Here is a 16,902-nt window from a genome sequence, read left to right as displayed (position 1 = left end):
CAATTCTTTAGCTTTCAGACCTAATACTAAGGTCAAACGCAGTTTTTCAAACCCTAAACTCCATTAATCGTGGATATACGGTCTATAGCCATGCTCAATCGAGATAACGGGTTACCAACCACACTGACGACCTTTATTCTGCTCCTGCAGGTATTCCATCAGCGGTTGAAAGTAGTCGACGATGGCAGTGGCATCCAGTTCACGCTGCCCCGTCAGCGCCTCCATGGCATCAGGCCACGGCTTACTCGCGCCCATGGCAAGCATATTGCGCAACTTTTTGCCCGCGGCCTTGTTATTGAAAATAGAGCAGCGGTGCAGCGGACCGGTTTCACCGGCTGCCTCACACAACGCGCGATGGAACTGGAATTGCTGAATACGCGCGAGGAAATAACGCGCATAGGGCGTATTTCCCGGAATATGATATTTGGCACCGGGGTCAAAGTTAGCTTCACTGCGCTCTACCGGGGCCTCAATACCCTGATACTCTTCCCGCAGCTTCCACCACGCCTTATTGTAATCACCCGGCTCCACTTCACCGTTGAATACCTGCCAGCGCCACTTGTCTACCAGCAGGCCAAACGGCAGGAAGGCAATCTTATCCAGTGCCTGCTGCATCAGAAAACCGATATCCTTGTCGGTTCCGGGCACCTCGTCCAGCAAGCCGATCTGCTTCAGATATTTCGGTGTGATTGACAGCGCAATGGTATCGCCGACTGCTTCATGGAAACCGTCATTGGCCCCCTCTTTGTAAAGGAACGGCTGATCGTTGTAGATACGCTGATAGAAGTTGTGCCCCAGCTCATGATGAATGGTTACCAGATCTTCTCCGGTCTTGTTGATACACATCTTGATACGGATATCGTCTTTGCCGTCCAGGTTCCAGGCACTGGCATGGCAGACAACATCTCGATCCTGAGGCTGGGTAAACTGTGAGCGCTCCCAGAAGGTTTTCGGCAGCGGTTTAAATCCGAGCGAGGTGAAAAATTTCTCTCCCGCCTTGACCATCTCTTTCTCACTCATGCCGGAGTCCACCACCAGCTGAGTGAGGTCATAGGGCGCCTGCATGTCATCATCTTTGACGACATCGTAGATATTGCCCCACTCCTGCGCCCACATATTCCCCAGCAGGTGTGCAGGGATTTTGCCGCTTGCCGGCACAACGTCATCGCCGTAGTGATCGTTCAGTTTCGCCCGCACATGGCAATGCAGCGCCTCGTACAGCGGCTTGACCTTGTTCCATTGTTTGTCCATGTCCGCAGCAAAGTCGTCGGCACCCATATCGTATTTGGACCGCCACATGACGCTCAGGTTGTCGTACCCCAGTTCCTGGGCACCGGCGTTGCCAATCTCGACTTGACGCTCATACAAGGGCTTCATTGGCGGAGACACCTTACGCCACCCCACCCAGAGCTCTTTGAGCAATTTGGGGTCGCGGTTCTTGGCCATCATCTGCCCCATTTCGGTCAGGGTGTAGCACTTGCCCTTGTCGTCATCCGCGCCACTGCTTTCTTCTCCCGGCTCCTGGTCCGGGCAGTATTTGCCGGCACCGTACATGCCCTGCAATTTGGAGCCAATCTGGGCGAGCTCGGCGGTCAGCTTGGGATCTTTCGGCGCGGGGAATACCAGGCCCTGCTTCAGCATGGTGAGCATACGGCGGGTTTCGGGTGTGAGATCCGCATCGTCAAACTTCGCGGCTTCCTGGGCCAGCTCCACAGCCAACGAGGTAAACCGCTCCACCGCCAGCGCCTCCGTGAACTGGGAGTCGACATTGATGTAGGTGGATGCAAGCCAACTGGCGTGACTGACCTCCTCTGACATCTTTGCCATGCGCGCCTGGGCATCTTCGAGGAACTGCTCGGCGTCCGCCTCAGTCATGGTATCGCCGTCATCACCTTTGGCAACGGTGCCGGTCTCGGTCTGATCGGCACCGTAGGACACCTGGCTGGCAGAATTCGGAACGGTCTGCGACTCCTCCTGCTCCGGCGTTCGGTTGTCACAGGCGGAAACGGCCATGGCAGCGGCAATTACCAACGCTAACTTTTTCATCGGCATCCTCGGTTGTTCGACTTATTTATCGGAAGGAAAACGGAATCTGTCGCCGTTTTATAGCACAGGGCTCAGGCAGCGCGGGATGCCGTCTCAATTCCAGCCCGCAGATCGGCACAAAATTCCCTTTTTCAGGTTCTGAATGGAGTTATATCTCGATTTGAGAGAAACAGGAAAAATATGCTCGGCACCGCGCTGGAGAAAATACGGGCAATTGCGTAGTGAGCACCGATTGCAGGGGAACTGGGGAGAAGCAACAGGGATGAGTAAGAGGAGAAGACAAGAGAGGGGAAAAAAATTGGAGGCAGCCCAACCAGCACACCCTCGGCACATGATGTCACTGCTACCGTTGCTCCCTTCCGGGCCTGGCGGAGTTCACAGCTGATCATCGCGAGGAGACCGGAAGGGCCGCCATCACGCTTTCAAGCCACCGGCACACCCTGGAATTGGACTGCCTTCGCTTGAAGAGGGCGCGATTATAGAGATTCAAAGCGCCGGGTGCTACCCCCGATCGCCAACAATCCTGACTCAATCTTCATAGATCCCCGCTACCGCAGTATTCACGGCAAATCGAAACCGCGCGGGCGACAAATCCAGCAAGCAAAAAGCTATACTGTGCCGCGCCCACCGTCGGGCTCCACCCCCAATTGCAGCGGAAGTTTTATGCACCTGTTCGTCGACAATCTCACCAATGTGGATTTCAGCTACCTGGATCATCACCGGGGCGTGGTCGGTGAAACCTGGCTCGCCAACGCCGCTCTGGACGGTGCGCTGGACCACCAGGGCATGGTGGTCGACTTCGGTATCGTCAAGAAAACCCTGCGCAACTGGCTGGACGACGAGCTGGACCACCGGCTGCTGGTACCGACCCGCTCTGCGCACCTGTCCCTGCAACAGGAAGCCGGTCGCCTAACCCTGACATGGCGCCTGCCCGCAGAGAGAAAAATCACGGTCAGCGGCCCGGAGCAGGCGTTTGCTCTGGTAGAAGCGGAAAGTATCACGGCAGAATCCGTGGCCACCTGGTGCGTACAGCAGCTGGCCGGCGTATTTCCCACCAGCGTGGATCAGCTCAACCTGAGCTTTACTTGCGAAGAAATTCCCTCGCCCTTCTATCACTACAGTCACGGCCTGAAAAAACACGACGGCAATTGTCAACGCATTGCCCACGGTCACCGCTCGCGGATTCGCATTGACCGCAATGGCGAACGCAGCGCCGAACTGGAACACCTGTGGAGCCAGCGCTGGGCAGACATTTACCTGGGCACGCGGGAAGACTTGCAAAAGGAAGAAGACGGCCAACTTCATTTCGCCTACCGCGCCCGCCAGGGCGACTTCGCCCTCTCGATCCCCAGCGATCGTTGCGAGCTACTGCACTGCGATACCACCGTAGAGCAACTGGCGCAGTACATCGCCGATACCCTCGCCGAACAATCCCCGGGGGACACACTGACGGTACGCGCCTACGAGGGTATCGGTAAGGGCGCTGTGGCCCAGTCACGGCGCTGAACCCGTGAACCTTATATTGCTCGAGCCCGGCGACTTTCTATCATCGGACAGCGCACCGGACATCGCACCGGATACAGTACGCATCAGCGGCCGCCGCTATCAGCATATTATTGAAGTGCACCGCGCCGAGGTCGGCGACACCCTCAGGGTGGGACTGCTCAACGGCCTCATCGGCGACGGGGAAGTGATCGAACACCGCGAGGGGCATATCGCTCTGCAGGTATCCCTGAAGCGGGAATCCCCCGCACCGCTGCCTCTGACCCTGATTCTCGCCCTGCCCCGGCCAAAGATGCTGAAACGCACACTGCAGAACGCAACTGCGCTGGGGGCGAAGAAGATCTACCTGATCAACGCCTACCGGGTGGAGAAATCCTACTGGCAAAGTCCGTGGCTCGCCGCCAGCAAATTGCGCGAGCAATGCGTACTCGGGCTGGAGCAGGCAGTCGATACCCAGATGCCAGAGATCCAGTTGCGCAAACGCTTCAAACCCTTCGTGGAAGACGAGTTGCCAACCATTGCCGCGGACTCGCGCAAACTGGTGGCGCATCCCGTTACCGAACAGCCCTGCCCGGTGGATATCCGCCAGCAGACCACCCTCGCCATTGGCCCAGAGGGCGGCTTTATTCCCTATGAAGTGGAAAAGCTACAGGAGGCCGGTTTCGAATCGGTACACCTGGGGCCGCGTATATTGCGCGTGGAGACTGCGCTGCCCGTGCTTCTGAGCCGGCTTTTTCCAAGCAACTAACCGCCCAAGCATCCCCTACCAAAGCCCTAAGCGGCACACCTGTTCAACAAATTTTTCCCATAAAAAAGCCGCGCTAAAAAGCGCGGCCAAAGTGACAGTTTAAGACACTGCCGGGTCTCACAGAGCGGGGCGTGGGGGCGCCCCGAGAAGAAAACTCTTCCAACTCTCAACGGCCGCTTATGTGCGGCCTGGCGGAAATCAGGCGGCTACGCCGGAATCCACCGCGGATTTCTGCAGGGCCAGTTTCGGGTCGACGTATTCGTAACCCAGTACATCGGCCACCGCCTTGTAAGTCACCATACCGGCGTGCACGTTCAGGCCTTCCATCAGGTTGGCGTCGTCCAGCAGCGCCTGTTTGGCACCCTTGTTGGCGAGCGCCACCGCAAACGGCAGGGTCGCATTGTTCAGCGCCATGGTAGAGGTACGCGCAACACCGCCGGGCATATTGGCGACACAGTAGTGCACCACGCCGTCTACCACATAAGTGGGTTCCTGGTGGGTAGTGGCTTTGGAGGTCTCGAAACAACCGCCCTGGTCAATGGCCACGTCTGCAACCACCGCGCCTTTCTTCATGCGGCTGATAATGTCGCGGGTCAGGAGCTTCGGTGCCGCAGCACCCGGAATCAGTACCGCACCGACAACCAGGTCCGCTTCCAGCGCGTGAGATTCAATCGCATCGTTGGTGGAGTACTCGGTGCGCACAGCGCCGCCGAAGATATCGTCCAGCTGACGCAGGCGCGGCAGAGAGCGATCCAGGATGGTCACATCAGCACCCATACCCAGCGCCATCTTGGCTGCGTTGGTACCAACCACACCGCCACCGATAATCAATACTTTGGCCGGAGCGACACCGGGCACACCGCCGAGCAATACGCCGAGGCCACCCTGGGCTTTTTCCAGGTGGTGCGCACCGCACTGTACGGACATACGGCCGGCAACTTCAGACATGGGCGCCAGCAGCGGCAGGCCACCGAGGCGGTCGGTGACGGTTTCATAAGCAATACAGGTCGCACCGGATTTCACCAGCAGTTCAGTCTGCTTGGGATCGGGCGCCAGGTGCAGGTAGGTGTACAGCAGCTGACCCGGGCGCAGCATTTCGCACTCGTGCGGCTGCGGCTCTTTCACCTTCACGATCATATCGGCAGTAGCGAAGATTTCTTCCGCACTGTCGATAATCTTGGCGCCAGCCTGTTCGTACATTTCGTCAGTAAAGCCAATCGCAGAACCGCCATCTTTTTGCACGATTACTTCGTGACCGTGGCCGATCAGCTCGCGGACACTGGCCGGAGTCAGGCCAATGCGGTACTCGTGGTTCTTAATCTCTTTTGGGACACCGATCAACATAACGTCTTCTCCTCAATACTCTGTCGGTACTCTGTTTGTCAGTACTTGTTTGTCAGTACTCGGTAAGCACAGTGTGAGCGCACGTGTGTGCGCCCCTTCTTTTGTTGGATTCCCGCAGTATAGGCATGCTCTTTGAGTGGATTTCTGTAAACTTTTCAATATCATTAGTGGAATCCACTGCTTAAGAGGCGGGAAGGACGCTTTTTAGCCAAACGAGACCATTACTTGCGCCACAGACAAGTCAAGTCCCCGTATTTCACGCTGCTCTCCGAGACCACCTCCCACCCGGTCACAAGTGCAGAACAAACGGGAATCAAATCAGGAGATCAGAGTGAAAAGACGCGCCAGCGAACTCAGCACCATCGACCGCAACATCCTGCGGGTACTACAGAAGAACGGCCGCACCAGTTATGCGGAGCTGGCGCGCCAGGTAGGCCTGACCGCCACACCGTGTGTGGAGAGGGTGAAAAAGATGGAGTCCGACGGTGTGATTCAGGGCTACACCACCCTGATCAACCCGGAGTATCTGGATGCGGCACTGGTGGTGTTTGTGCAGATCCGCCTGAACCGCTCGGCCCAGGATGCATTTGAGGACTTCCGCACGGCGGTATCCGCACTACCGGAAGTACAGGAATGCTATCTCGTCTCTGGTAATTTCGATTACCTGATCAAGGCGCGGGTCGCCGATATGAGCGCCTACCGGAAATTCTACGGCGAGACCCTGCTCACCCTGCCGGAAGTGCAGGAGTGCACCAGCTACGTGGTCATGGAACAGGTAAAAGAAACGCTGGAAGTACCGGTGCACTACAACCGGTAGGCAGAGATGAAAACCCCGGGAGGATCCCGGGGTCTTTCCGGAGCGATCAGTATTTGATGCCCAGCTTGCGGTACAGGAAGCCAATCACCCACGCAGGGCCGATCAGCAGGAATTGCAGGTCTTTGAAGAAAGATGGCTTCTTGCCTTCGATATGGTGCCCCACAAACTGGAAAATCCACATCACCACAAACAGGCCAACGGACCACCAGAGCACACTCTGCCCGGCCGCCTCCAGCGCACTACAGGCCCAAAGACACAGCGCCGCCAACCCGACCATGCCGAGAGCAAGGGGCAGAGACATCAACAGGTAGAACAGCATCGTGGGAATCAGAGCCACTACCGCCCAGTTCAACCATGTAATCTGTGCCATCCAGTCGGGTTGGGGAATAGACCAGAAAAGTCCCACGACCGTCGCGTAGATCAGGGGAACAGCCACCCAGTGAATAGCCTTGTTGGTGGGGTTCTGGTGACTCTCGCCGTATTCGCTGAACCATTGCTCTGCAGTGCGCATATTTCATCCTCGCCTTCGATTGTTATTGGGTTTTTGGCAAAGATTCATGGTACAGCAGAACCAGACGAGACCAAACGGTCACAACCTGAAGGGCTACCAGGGCCCGCAGGGCTTCCGGCGGGTAAATAAAAACCCCGGCATCTGGCACATTACAGCCAGTTGCCGGGGCTCAAACTGGACAAGCAATCCTCAGCGGCGCACAACTGCATCCAGCTGCAACCGGTACAGCTCCGCCATGTCGTCATCAAAGCAACAGAAAACCACATGGCGCGGGCTGCCCTCCCGGTCGAGGTGCTGTTGCACTTCTTCAACAGCAATTTCCACGGCCTGGTCCCGAGGGTAATCGTAAATGCCACAACTGATCGCCGGGAACGCGATTGAGTGGACATTATCGCGACGGGCCATTGCCAGACACTGACGGTAGCAGGCGGCGAGCAACTCGGGTTCGCCGAGGTTGCCACCCCGCCAGACTGGGCCCACGGTGTGGTAGATTCGTTTTACCGGCAGGCGGAATCCCGGGGTAGTTCGCACATCGCCAACGGGGCATCCGCCGATCTGGCGGCAGGCTTCCAGTAATTCAGGGCCCGCCGCGCGGTGAATGGCTCCATCGACGCCGCCGCCGCCGAGAAGCCTCTGGTTGGCTGCATTCACGATTACATCCACGTGCAACCGAGTGATATCACCGAGGTGTACTTCGATCACTCCCTATACTCCAACCACAGGCACCATCGGCTACTGGCGCGAATAAACGCGTGGTACTGTGATCAGGTTACCGCTTTTGCCCTAGTAACTGACGATGGCGCGTTGATATTTCTTCGGGGCAATGCGTCACAGCACTAACTAAAACAATAGCAGCTGATGACAGTACAAAGCCTGGTAACAGCTCGTATAGGTCGAACACGCCACCGGAAAGCTGCTTCCAGATCACTACGGTGATACCGCCCACCACCACGCCGGCAATGGCTCCGGCACCACTCATCCGTGACCAGTAGAGGCTGATCAGAATCGTCGGCCCAAAGGCCGCGCCGAGGCCCGCCCAGGCGTAGGCCACCACATCCAACACCTTCGAGTCGGGATCCATGGCGACACCGACAGCGATCAACGACAGCGCGACCACCGCCCAACGGCCTACTTTCACAACACTTTCAGACGTCGCTTGCTTGCCAAACCACACGTGATAAAGATCTTCCGCAAGCGCCGCAGATGACACCAGCAGTTGCGAGTCTGCCGTACTCATGATCGCCGACAGAATCGCGGCCAGTAAAATTCCCGCGACCAGTGGATGGAACAGCGCCTCCACCAGTGCCATGAAAATCCTCTCGCCATCCGGCAGGGTCTGACTTAACTCCAGGTGGCCGAACAGCCCCACACACATGGCCCCCAGGAAGCCCGCCAGTGACCACACCGCCGCTACCGTAGCCGCCGCCGGCATATCATCCGGATGCCGCAATGCTTTGAAACGCGCCAGAATATGCGGTTGCCCGAAATACCCGAGTCCCCAGGCCAGGGAACTCAAAATTGCAGCCATGCCCAATGAGGCACCGGTGTTATCCGTCATCCAGTGCATCAGCTCGGGATGCTGTTGTTGCATGGCCCCCCAGGCACTGCCCCATCCTCCCTCATCGGAAATAATGATCACCGGAACAATGACCAGTGCCAGACTCATCAACAAGCCCTGAAACACATCCGTCCAGGACACCGCCAGAAAACCGCCGAACAGCGTGTAGGAAATGACCGCAATCGCGCCAATCACCACCGCCCACTGGTAGTCCCACCCGAATACGGTCTCAAAAAGTTTCCCCCCGGCAATCAGCCCCGAGGCCACATAAAACAGGAAGAACAGCAGAATAAAAATCGCGCAGATGGTGCGCAGGTAGGGGTGCCCCATATTGAATCGGCGATGTAGATACGCCGGCAAGGTCAACGAATCCTCAAGATCGTAGCTGTAGATGCGCAGCCGGCGAGCCATGGTGGTCCAGCTCAGCACAATACCGCTGAATAAACCAATCGCAATCCAGGCCGATGATAGGCCTGTGGCATAGGCTGCACCAGGTAGGCCGAGCAGCAGCCAGCCACTCATATCCGAAGCACCCGCACTCAGCGCCGCCACCGCCGGCGGCAGAGAGCGGCCACCGAGAAAATAATCACTGGCGTTTTTTGTACGCTGGTACGCGTAGACACCGATTACCAGAATCAATGCCAGGTAGGCAATAAATGTGAGGGCTACAAGCCACTGTCCGGACATAAGGGACTCCCCGTCAGAATTGGCAGATAAAGCCCTTTCTGGCGAAAGAATAGGCTGAATCCGTCGTTATCGGTCTTTATTGCGCGTAAATCTACCCATTTGCTGGCGTTTGCTCAATCCGCAAACTAAACCAAGGGAAGAGTACTGCGTTTACCAACACTACTGAAAATGACCACGGAATGGCACTTCAAACGGAGCGGTGAGGGATCACCTAACACACTATGGGTATTTGTTTAGACGAACTGCGGTTACTGGTAGTTCGTCCCACCTTGAAGCAACTGCGTGCCTGGTCGCCGGGGATGGAAGCCCTGTTGCTCGGCACAGCTGCGCAGGAATCCGAGCTCGGCTTCCACCTCAAACTGGGCCGTCGCCACGGCATGGGGATTTTTCAAATCCTCCCCAGCACTCACCGACAGATCTGGGATAAATACCTGATCAACTTCCCCGCCCTGGCCTCCAAAGTGCGCGGGCTCGCCAGCCAGCGCGACTTCCTGCAGCACCCCCACGCCGAACTCACCACCAACCTGCGTTACGCCACAGCGATTGCCTGGCTGATCTATCGCGCCGCAGGTGTGGAGAAAGTGGAAAGCGAAGATCTGCCGAGAATGGCCAAGCTGTGGAAAAAACACTTCCACCACGGGCCCAGCGCCAAACTGCGCGACTTTGTCGACAGCTATTGCCGCCTGATCAAACCACCGTCCCCCCAAAACAGAACAGCCGCGGCGGACGCCGAGGTTGTGAAAAAAACGGATACCCTACTGATCGAGAGCGACGAAATCGATCAGGCTGAAGTTGATCGGACTAAAGGTTGCGCGCCTCAATATACATCGGCTGCGTCGACTCAACCGACTCCTCGCGGGCATCTTCGGGAACCCAGGAATCCACAGACTGCTCGATCGAACGCGCGTCCACCTCAGGCGCGGGTTTAGAGCGATCCAGCTCCAGGCTCTCAAAATCATACAGATCCCGATCCGCCAGCTGTGACGGGGACACCCGCGTCAGCGCCGCGAAAATATTATCGCTGCGCCCCGGGGTCTTCTTGTCCCAATCCACCAGCATCTGCTTGATCGCCTGCCGCTGCAGGTTTTCCTGACTGCCGCACAGATTGCACGGAATGATCGGAAAATTCTTGTGCTCGGCAAACGCCACCAGATCCGACTCGCGGCAATATGCCAGCGGGCGAATCACAATATTGCGCCCGTCATCTGCCCGCAACTTGGGCGGCATCGCCTTCAGGCGACCACCGTAAAACATATTCAGGAACAGCGTCTCGACGATATCGTCCTTGTGATGCCCCAGCGCCACCTTGGTCGCCCCGATCTCCTCCGCAAACCCGTACAGAGTCCCACGACGCAGGCGCGAGCAGAGGCCACAAGTCGTCTTCCCCTCCGGCACCACCTCCTTCACCACACTGTACGTGTCTTTATTCACAATGTGATAAGGCACCCCCACCGACTGCAGATACTCCGGCAGAATGTGCTCCGGGAAGCCCGGCTGCTTCTGATCCATATTCACCGCCACCAGCTCAAAGTGCACCGGTGCCGTCTTCTGCAGGTTCATCAGGATTTCCAGCATCGCATAGGAATCCTTACCGCCAGACAGGCACACCATCACCTTGTCGCCCTCTTCAATCATATTGAAGTCAGCGATCGCCTTGCCCACATTGCGGCGCAGGCGCTTTTGCAGCTTGTTGAATTCCAGCCGCCCGCGGCGGTTTTCCAGATCAGACATGGGTAAATCTCAAATACAAAACAGCAATTTGTTGGGCCCGAAGTTGGGCGCATCTTAGGCCTTCCCCACCTTACGTTGAATGAACGCCAATCGCAGATGCGAAGGCGCTGACACCGGGGAAGCCATCGCGGGACCGTCTGTGGCCATGGATGGCCACAGCCGAGCGTTCATGGATGAACTCGTAGCGTGTCCCGCGATGGCTTCACCGGTGGCAGGGCCGCCACAGGCCCGAGCTACGACGTCACACAGAGGGCCAGAAAAATCAGGGCGCGATTGTACGCTTTCCGATCAGGAAGTGCACAGGCTATCGGACCGGGTGTTCTCATTGCCTTTCAGTATGGTTTCGAGGCAGGGCCACACGTGCTCCAGCAGCGCCGGCTGCGCCTTCGCCGTCGGATGAATCCCATCGGTCTGCATCGCCCCCTCCTCCAGCGCCACCGGCTCCAGGAAAAACGGAATCAACGGCACCTGCTCCGCCGCCGCCACCTTCGGATACACCGCCGCAAACGCCTTCGTATACGCCTTGCCGTAATTCGGCGGCATCTGCATCCCCAGCAACAACACCTCAGCGCCACCGGCCCGGGCCAACTTCACCATCCGCTGCAGATTCTGCTGCAACGCCCGCGGCGGATACCCCCGCAGGCCGTCGTTGCCGCCAAGTTCCAGCACCAGCCAACTCGGCGAATGCTCCGACAACAGCCGCGGCAACCGCGCCACACCGCCGGAAGACGTCTCCCCACTCACACTCGCATTGACCACCTGCACTCGAAGGCCGTTCTCCGCCAAACGCTTACGCAGCAACTGCACCCAACCCTCGCGCTCATCCAGGCCGTAGGCCGCACTGATACTATCCCCCAGCACCAGCAACGTCTTCTGCTTCTCTGACGCTGTATCTCCCTCGGCCTGAGTATCCACTTGCCCATCCGCCCGCAGAGAACCGGCGTACAAAGACGTGACCAGCGCGACGAAAAGCAGCCAGCGCGGGACAGAATCGCCACCGAAAGACCGGAAAAAAACTGCCGCCATGTCATACTCTCCACTTCAAACTTGTTACGCATTTTGCAGGAAAACCAGGGACTTGCCATGTCGATAATGCTAAAAGCCGAACACCTTCACCACGGCGTCAGCACCAGTGAAGGTCCACTTACCCTGCTCAACGACATCTCCCTGCAACTCCCCCACGGCCAGAGCCTGGCCATTACCGGCGCCTCCGGCTCCGGCAAATCCACCCTGCTGGGCCTCCTCGCCGGTCTCGACCGTCCTACCGAAGGCAAGATCTGGCTCGCCGGTGAAGATATCACCGCCATGGACGAAGAACAGCGCGCCGCACTGCGCGCCCGCTGTGTGGGCTTTGTATTCCAGACCTTCCAGTTGCTCCCCGGCCTCACCGCACAGGAAAACGTGATGCTGCCAAGCGAACTCCGCGGCGAACGCAGTGCCGGCAAACGGGCTGAAGAGTTTCTCGAGCGGGTCGGCCTCGGCCACCGACTGCACCACTACCCGCGCCAGTTGTCCGGTGGCGAGCAACAGCGTGTCGCCATCGCACGGGCGTTCTGCAGCATAGCCAACAACGGTTCGACCACCGACAGCGGCATTCTGTTCGCCGACGAACCCACCGGCAGCCTCGATGCCAACAACGGCGACAAAGTCATCGACCTGCTGTTCAGCCTCAACGCGGAAACCGGCACCACCCTGGTGTTGGTCACCCACGAACAACGCCTTGCCGAGCGCTGCGGCGCCCACCTGCGCATGGCTGCCGGAGAAATCTCCAGCGCCGAAAACCCCGGATCCTCTTTCGATGGTGAAGCGGAGGTATCTGCCTGATGCTGCCGCTGCGATTATTGAGCCGTGACTGGCGCGGCGGCGAGCTGGCCCTGATCGCCACCGCCCTGGTACTAGCGGTGAGCTGCGTCACCGCCATCGCCCACTTCTCCGACCGCCTCACCCGCGCCATGCATATCCAATCCCAGAGCTTTCTGGCCGCAGAGCGCGTGCTGAAAAGCAGCAAGGAAGTCCCCCAGGAATGGCTGGACAAAGCCGACGCCCTGGGCTTGCAACGGGCCAAAACCGTCACCTTTGCCTCGATGCTCTCCGCCGGTGATGAATTCCAGTTTGCCTCCGTCAAGGCCGTCAGCGACGGCTACCCCCTGGTGGGCCACCTGGAAATGCGCGCTCAGGCTGACGCCCCGTCAAAAACCGTCCAGCAGGGCCCTGAACCGGGCAATGTGTGGCTGGAAGCGCGCCTGCTGCCATTGATGCAACTGGATATTGGCGAACAGCTGCAACTGGGTGATCGCAGCTTCAACATAAGCGGTATCATCGACCACGAACCGGACCGCGGCGCCAACCTGTTCTCGATGGGGGCGCGGGTGATGATGCACACCGACGACCTCGCCGCCACCAACATCCTGCAGCCCGGCAGCCGCGTGAACTACCGCTACCTGCTGGCCGGCGACGACGCTGCGCTGGATAACTACCTCAAATGGCTGCGGCCAAAATTGACCCTGCACGAACACATTACCGATCTGAAAGAAGGCCAGCCCCGTGTCGCCAAGGCACTGGATCGCGCCGAAAGCTTTCTCTATCTGGCCGCCAGCCTCGCGGTGCTGCTCGCCAGCGTCGCCGTCGGTCTCGCCGCCCGTCGCTACGGCCTGCGCCACGCCAACTATGTGGCGGTCATGAAAAGCCTCGGCGCGGGCAAAAACAAAATCCTCGGCATCTACATCGGCCAGATGGCCGCGCTCGCGATCATCGCCACCGTTGCCGGCCTCGCCATTGGCTCCTTCGTGCAATCCCAGGCCGTGAACCTGCTCTCCGGCTTCTTCCCGGTCACGCCCCCGCCCAGCGGCTGGCAGCCATTGCTGGTGGGCATCGCCACCGGCCTCGCCTGTGTGATCGGCTTCGCCCTGCCACCGCTGTTCCGCCTCGCCCAGACAGACCCGATGCAGACCCTACGTCAGGACTGGAGCAACCCGGATAAACGGGAGTGGTTCGGCCTGATCCCCGGCCCGCTGTCCATGCTGCTGCTGATCTGGTGGCTCTCCGGCAGCCTCGCCACCACCGTCGCGCTGCTTGCCGGCCTCGGCCTATTGGTGGCCGGCGCCGCACTGATCAACCGCGTACTGGTGCGCGGCAAGCTCGCCGCACTCGGTGGCAGCTGGCGCATCGCGCTGGGCAGCCTGCAGCGCCGCGCCGGCTTCAACACCCTGCTGATCGCCGCCTTCGGCACCGGCCTTCTGGCCATGCTCGCCATGTTCTACGCGCGTACCGCGTTGATCGACGAGTGGAAAATGCAGCTACCGGAAAACGCCCCCAACCACTTCCTCGTCAACATCGCCCCCTATGAACTGGACGGCGTAAAACAGAAAATTGAAGGCAAAAACCTCGAAGGCACCGAGTTCTATCCCATGGTGCGCGGCCGCCTCATCGCAGTAAACGGCACCCCGGTTACCGAGCGTGAAAACAAAGATGGCGCCATCCGCCGCGAACTCAACTTAAGCTGGACCGACACCCTCCCCGCCGACAACAAAATCGTCGCCGGTGAATGGTGGAGCAACGACCTTCAGGAAGGCGACTCTTCCCAAGGCGTTTCTGTAGAAGTCGAAGTCGCCGCCCGCCTGGGCCTCAAACTGGGCGACGTATTGCGCTTCTCCATCGGCGGTTTAGAGACCGAATCCACCGTCACCAGCCTGCGCACCCTCGACTGGAACAGCATGCGCCCCAACTTCTTCATGCTGTTCGCCCCCGGCAGCCTCGACGACTTCCCGGCCACCTACATCCAGAGCTTCTACCTGCCACCGGAAGACAAACTCTTCGTCAACGAACTGGTAAAAAACTTCCCCAGTGTCAGCATCATCGAACTGGATAAAATCCTGGAAAACATCCGCGAAACCATCGGTCAGGTCGCCATCGCCATCGAATCCGTCCTCGCCCTCATGCTCATCGCCGGGGTCCTGGTCCTGATCGCCGGCGTGCGCGCCAGCATCGCCGAACGCTTGCAGGAAGCCGCTGTCATCCGCACACTGGGCGGCCGCCGGCAACTGCTCATCCGCAGCCTGATGATCGAGTTTGGATTGCTGGGCATCGCCGCCGGATTGCTCGCTGCTTTTGGTACCGAAGCGACACTGGCGGTGCTCTCACAGCGGGTGTTTGAATTGCCATTCAACTTCCACCCCGGGCTGTGGATACTCGGCCCGCTGGTGGGCGCGTTGCTGGTCGGCACTGCCGGCACCCTGGCTTGCCGCAGTGCGGTCAGTCAGCCGCCATTGAAAGTTTTGCGAGAGCTGGCTTAGTTTATGGCTTAGTTCCCGACTTCGTAGCGCTGGATTACGGCCTTCGCCGGAATGACGGTATAAAACCTTCTTACGAAGTAGCAAAGCCCAACGCGAAGGTGAAGTACCGGGGATCTGTTTTCAAAAGCGTCGGCGACAGGGACGTCGCCGCCGCAGCGTACAGGGATGTATATACAGCGGTTTTGAAAACAGATACCCGGTGCTTCGCCGCCACCTAACCTGCTAAAAAACACACCCACAGAACCACGAAGCATGATGGATTTAGAGTTCGACAAAAACCATATCTGGCACCCCTACTCCTCCCTGATCAATCCGCCCCCGGTTTATCCCATCGAAAGAGCAGAGGGCGTACGCATTTATCTGGAAGACGGCCGCGGACTGATCGACGGTATGAGCTCCTGGTGGAGTACCCTGCACGGCTACAACGTTCCCGAACTGAACGCCGCCATGCAAGCGCAGATGGAAAAAATGAGCCACGTCATGTTCGGCGGCCTCACCCACGAACCCGCCATCGAACTCAGCAAAAAACTCGTCGCATTAACCCCCGAGCCACTACAGAAAGTCTTCCTCGCCGACTCCGGCTCCGTCTCCGTTGAAGTCGCCATCAAAATGGCCCTGCAATACTGGCAATCCCAGAGCAAACCGGAAAAAAACCGCCTGCTGGCCCTGCGCAACGGCTACCACGGCGACACCTTCGGCGCCATGGCCACCTGCGACCCCGTGAATGGCATGCACCACCTGTTCGCCAGCCAGCTCACCCAGCACCTGTTCGCGCCCGCACCACAGCCCTCATTCGATGAACCGTGCACCGACCACGACATCGCCGAACTGCAACAAATCATCGAACAGAACCATCAACAGCTCGCCGCCGTTATCCTGGAACCCATCGTCCAGGGCGCCGGCGGCATGCGTTTTTATTCCCCGGAATATTTACGCAAAGTGCGCACACTATGCGACCAATACGACCTGCTGCTGATCGCCGACGAGATCGCCACCGGCTTCGGCCGCAGCGGCAAAATGTTTGCCTGTGAACACGCGGGCATTTCTCCGGATATTCTCTCTGTGGGGAAAGCCCTGACCGGCGGCACCATGACTATGGCGGCCACCCTGTGTACGGACAAGGTCGCCAACGGAATCTGTAACGGCGAAGCCGGTGTATTCATGCACGGCCCCACATTTATGGGCAACCCGATGGCATGCGCGGTAGCAAATGCGAGTATCGAATTATTACTGCAGCGGGACTGGCAGCGGCAGGTACAGAGCATTGAAGCGCAGATGAAAGAAGAACTGGCACTACTAAAAAATGCCGCTGGCGTGGCGGATGTTCGCGTACTTGGCGCCATCGGCGTCGTCGAAATGCAACAACCCGTGGACAACCGCACACTGCAGGAAAGCCTGATCGAACGCGGTGTATGGCTGCGTCCATTTGGCAAGCTGGTTTACACCATGCCCCCCTATATAATCGCCCCATCAGATCTGACAAATCTGACAAGTGCCATGAACGAAACGCTTTCCACGCTTTGAATGTCGTAATACATCACAAAATGTAAACACTGGCGGAAAAACCTTTCCATAACTAAATCGCAATACGTCCTTCTTGTGCGGGTTCACAGGCTCGCCGGGCAATCCATCTGCCCGAGAACAATAATTCACAAGAAGGAATTC

13 protein-coding genes and 1 other RNA gene are annotated in these 16,902 nt (G+C 58.4%); 6 read left to right on the top strand and 8 right to left on the bottom strand.

The features are described 5' to 3' along the window. Nucleotides 1-111: 111 nt before the first annotated feature. Together LPW13_RS03655 and ffs are read right to left on the bottom strand one after the other, a co-directional pair. Nucleotides 112-1,875 (bottom strand): M2 family metallopeptidase, encoded by a 1,764-nt coding sequence (locus LPW13_RS03655; protein ID WP_377564487.1) that lies wholly within the window; start codon nucleotides 1,873-1,875, stop codon nucleotides 112-114. A 479-nt stretch (nucleotides 1,876-2,354) separates the two neighbouring features. After that, nucleotides 2,355-2,451: signal recognition particle sRNA small type (ffs, locus tag LPW13_RS03650), an RNA gene on the bottom strand. A gap of 258 nt (nucleotides 2,452-2,709) precedes the next feature. On the opposite strand from ffs, the gene LPW13_RS03645 reads away from it, so the two are divergent. Beyond that, complete coding sequence (locus LPW13_RS03645) at nucleotides 2,710-3,552, top strand: 6-carboxytetrahydropterin synthase (protein WP_230438090.1); 843 nt, start codon at nucleotides 2,710-2,712, stop codon at nucleotides 3,550-3,552. A gap of 4 nt (nucleotides 3,553-3,556) precedes the next feature. After that, on the top strand, nucleotides 3,557-4,297 hold the full coding sequence (locus tag LPW13_RS03640) for a 16S rRNA (uracil(1498)-N(3))-methyltransferase (protein ID WP_230438089.1): 741 nt from the start codon (nucleotides 3,557-3,559) through the stop codon (nucleotides 4,295-4,297). Nucleotides 4,298-4,495: 198 nt separating this feature from the next. Here the strand turns inward: LPW13_RS03640 and ald are convergent, their stop codons facing one another. Continuing rightward, nucleotides 4,496-5,641, bottom strand: coding sequence for an alanine dehydrogenase (ald, locus tag LPW13_RS03635; protein ID WP_230438088.1), 1,146 nt, complete (start codon nucleotides 5,639-5,641; stop codon nucleotides 4,496-4,498). 331 nt (nucleotides 5,642-5,972) lie between these two features. On the opposite strand from ald, the gene LPW13_RS03630 reads away from it, so the two are divergent. After that, entirely contained in the window at nucleotides 5,973-6,458 is a 486-nt protein-coding gene (locus LPW13_RS03630) for an Lrp/AsnC ligand binding domain-containing protein (protein ID WP_329957928.1), read from the top strand. A gap of 46 nt (nucleotides 6,459-6,504) precedes the next feature. Here LPW13_RS03630 and LPW13_RS03625 read toward each other — a convergent pair whose 3' ends face one another. The 5 genes from LPW13_RS03625 to LPW13_RS03605 form a co-directional block, all read right to left on the bottom strand. After that, nucleotides 6,505-6,969, bottom strand: coding sequence for an Mpo1 family 2-hydroxy fatty acid dioxygenase (locus LPW13_RS03625; RefSeq protein ID WP_230438087.1), 465 nt, complete (start codon nucleotides 6,967-6,969; stop codon nucleotides 6,505-6,507). 189 nt (nucleotides 6,970-7,158) lie between these two features. Continuing rightward, on the bottom strand, nucleotides 7,159-7,671 hold the full coding sequence (locus LPW13_RS03620; protein WP_230438086.1) for an O-acetyl-ADP-ribose deacetylase: 513 nt from the start codon (nucleotides 7,669-7,671) through the stop codon (nucleotides 7,159-7,161). A 67-nt stretch (nucleotides 7,672-7,738) separates the two neighbouring features. Further along, nucleotides 7,739-9,214 (bottom strand): sodium/proline symporter PutP, encoded by a 1,476-nt coding sequence (gene putP / locus LPW13_RS03615; RefSeq protein ID WP_230438085.1) that lies wholly within the window; start codon nucleotides 9,212-9,214, stop codon nucleotides 7,739-7,741. 801 nt (nucleotides 9,215-10,015) lie between these two features. Continuing rightward, on the bottom strand, nucleotides 10,016-10,945 hold the full coding sequence (ttcA, locus tag LPW13_RS03610; protein ID WP_230438084.1) for a tRNA 2-thiocytidine(32) synthetase TtcA: 930 nt from the start codon (nucleotides 10,943-10,945) through the stop codon (nucleotides 10,016-10,018). A 288-nt stretch (nucleotides 10,946-11,233) separates the two neighbouring features. Next, nucleotides 11,234-11,971 carry an arylesterase gene (locus tag LPW13_RS03605; RefSeq protein ID WP_277611291.1) on the bottom strand — a complete coding sequence of 246 codons (738 nt, stop codon included), beginning with the start codon at nucleotides 11,969-11,971 and terminating at the stop codon, nucleotides 11,234-11,236. Between the two features lie 57 nt (nucleotides 11,972-12,028). Here LPW13_RS03605 and LPW13_RS03600 point away from each other — a divergent pair, with 57 nt between their 5' ends. The 3 genes from LPW13_RS03600 to bioA all read left to right on the top strand — a co-directional run bounded on the left by LPW13_RS03600 (nucleotide 12,029) and on the right by bioA (nucleotide 16,761). Beyond that, the gene (locus tag LPW13_RS03600) at nucleotides 12,029-12,769 is read left to right on the top strand and encodes an ABC transporter ATP-binding protein (RefSeq protein ID WP_230438083.1); all 741 of its coding nucleotides are present in this window, start codon (nucleotides 12,029-12,031) and stop codon (nucleotides 12,767-12,769) included. After that, nucleotides 12,769-15,237: an ABC transporter permease gene (locus LPW13_RS03595; RefSeq protein ID WP_230438082.1), complete on the top strand. Its 2,469-nt coding sequence runs from the start codon at nucleotides 12,769-12,771 to the stop codon at nucleotides 15,235-15,237. Before LPW13_RS03600 ends, LPW13_RS03595 begins: the two co-directional genes overlap by 1 nt. A gap of 252 nt (nucleotides 15,238-15,489) precedes the next feature. Next, complete coding sequence (bioA, locus tag LPW13_RS03590) at nucleotides 15,490-16,761, top strand: adenosylmethionine--8-amino-7-oxononanoate transaminase (protein ID WP_230438081.1); 1,272 nt, start codon at nucleotides 15,490-15,492, stop codon at nucleotides 16,759-16,761. Nucleotides 16,762-16,902 lie beyond the last annotated feature (141 nt).

Origin of the sequence: Microbulbifer celer (assembly GCF_020991125.1) — a bacterium.
GTDB classification, from domain to species: Bacteria; Pseudomonadota; Gammaproteobacteria; order Pseudomonadales; family Cellvibrionaceae; genus Microbulbifer; species Microbulbifer celer.
This window is presented reverse-complemented; position numbering and strand designations above follow the sequence as displayed.

What these genes read in the sequence shown, in the direction of transcription:
- LPW13_RS03655 (WP_377564487.1), bottom strand. Translation starts at nt 1,875, where the DNA reads ATGACTGAGGCGGACGCCGAGCAGTTCCTCGAAGATGCCCAGGCGCGC.
- LPW13_RS03645 (WP_230438090.1), top strand. Translation starts at nt 2,710, where the DNA reads ATGCACCTGTTCGTCGACAATCTCACCAATGTGGATTTCAGCTACCTG.
- ald (WP_230438088.1), bottom strand. Translation starts at nt 5,641, where the DNA reads ATGTTGATCGGTGTCCCAAAAGAGATTAAGAACCACGAGTACCGCATT.
- LPW13_RS03625 (WP_230438087.1), bottom strand. Translation starts at nt 6,969, where the DNA reads ATGCGCACTGCAGAGCAATGGTTCAGCGAATACGGCGAGAGTCACCAG.
- putP (WP_230438085.1), bottom strand. Translation starts at nt 9,214, where the DNA reads ATGTCCGGACAGTGGCTTGTAGCCCTCACATTTATTGCCTACCTGGCA.
- ttcA (WP_230438084.1), bottom strand. Translation starts at nt 10,945, where the DNA reads ATGTCTGATCTGGAAAACCGCCGCGGGCGGCTGGAATTCAACAAGCTG.
- LPW13_RS03605 (WP_277611291.1), bottom strand. Translation starts at nt 11,971, where the DNA reads ATGGCGGCAGTTTTTTTCCGGTCTTTCGGTGGCGATTCTGTCCCGCGC.
- LPW13_RS03600 (WP_230438083.1), top strand. Translation starts at nt 12,029, where the DNA reads ATGTCGATAATGCTAAAAGCCGAACACCTTCACCACGGCGTCAGCACC.
- LPW13_RS03595 (WP_230438082.1), top strand. Translation starts at nt 12,769, where the DNA reads ATGCTGCCGCTGCGATTATTGAGCCGTGACTGGCGCGGCGGCGAGCTG.
- bioA (WP_230438081.1), top strand. Translation starts at nt 15,490, where the DNA reads ATGATGGATTTAGAGTTCGACAAAAACCATATCTGGCACCCCTACTCC.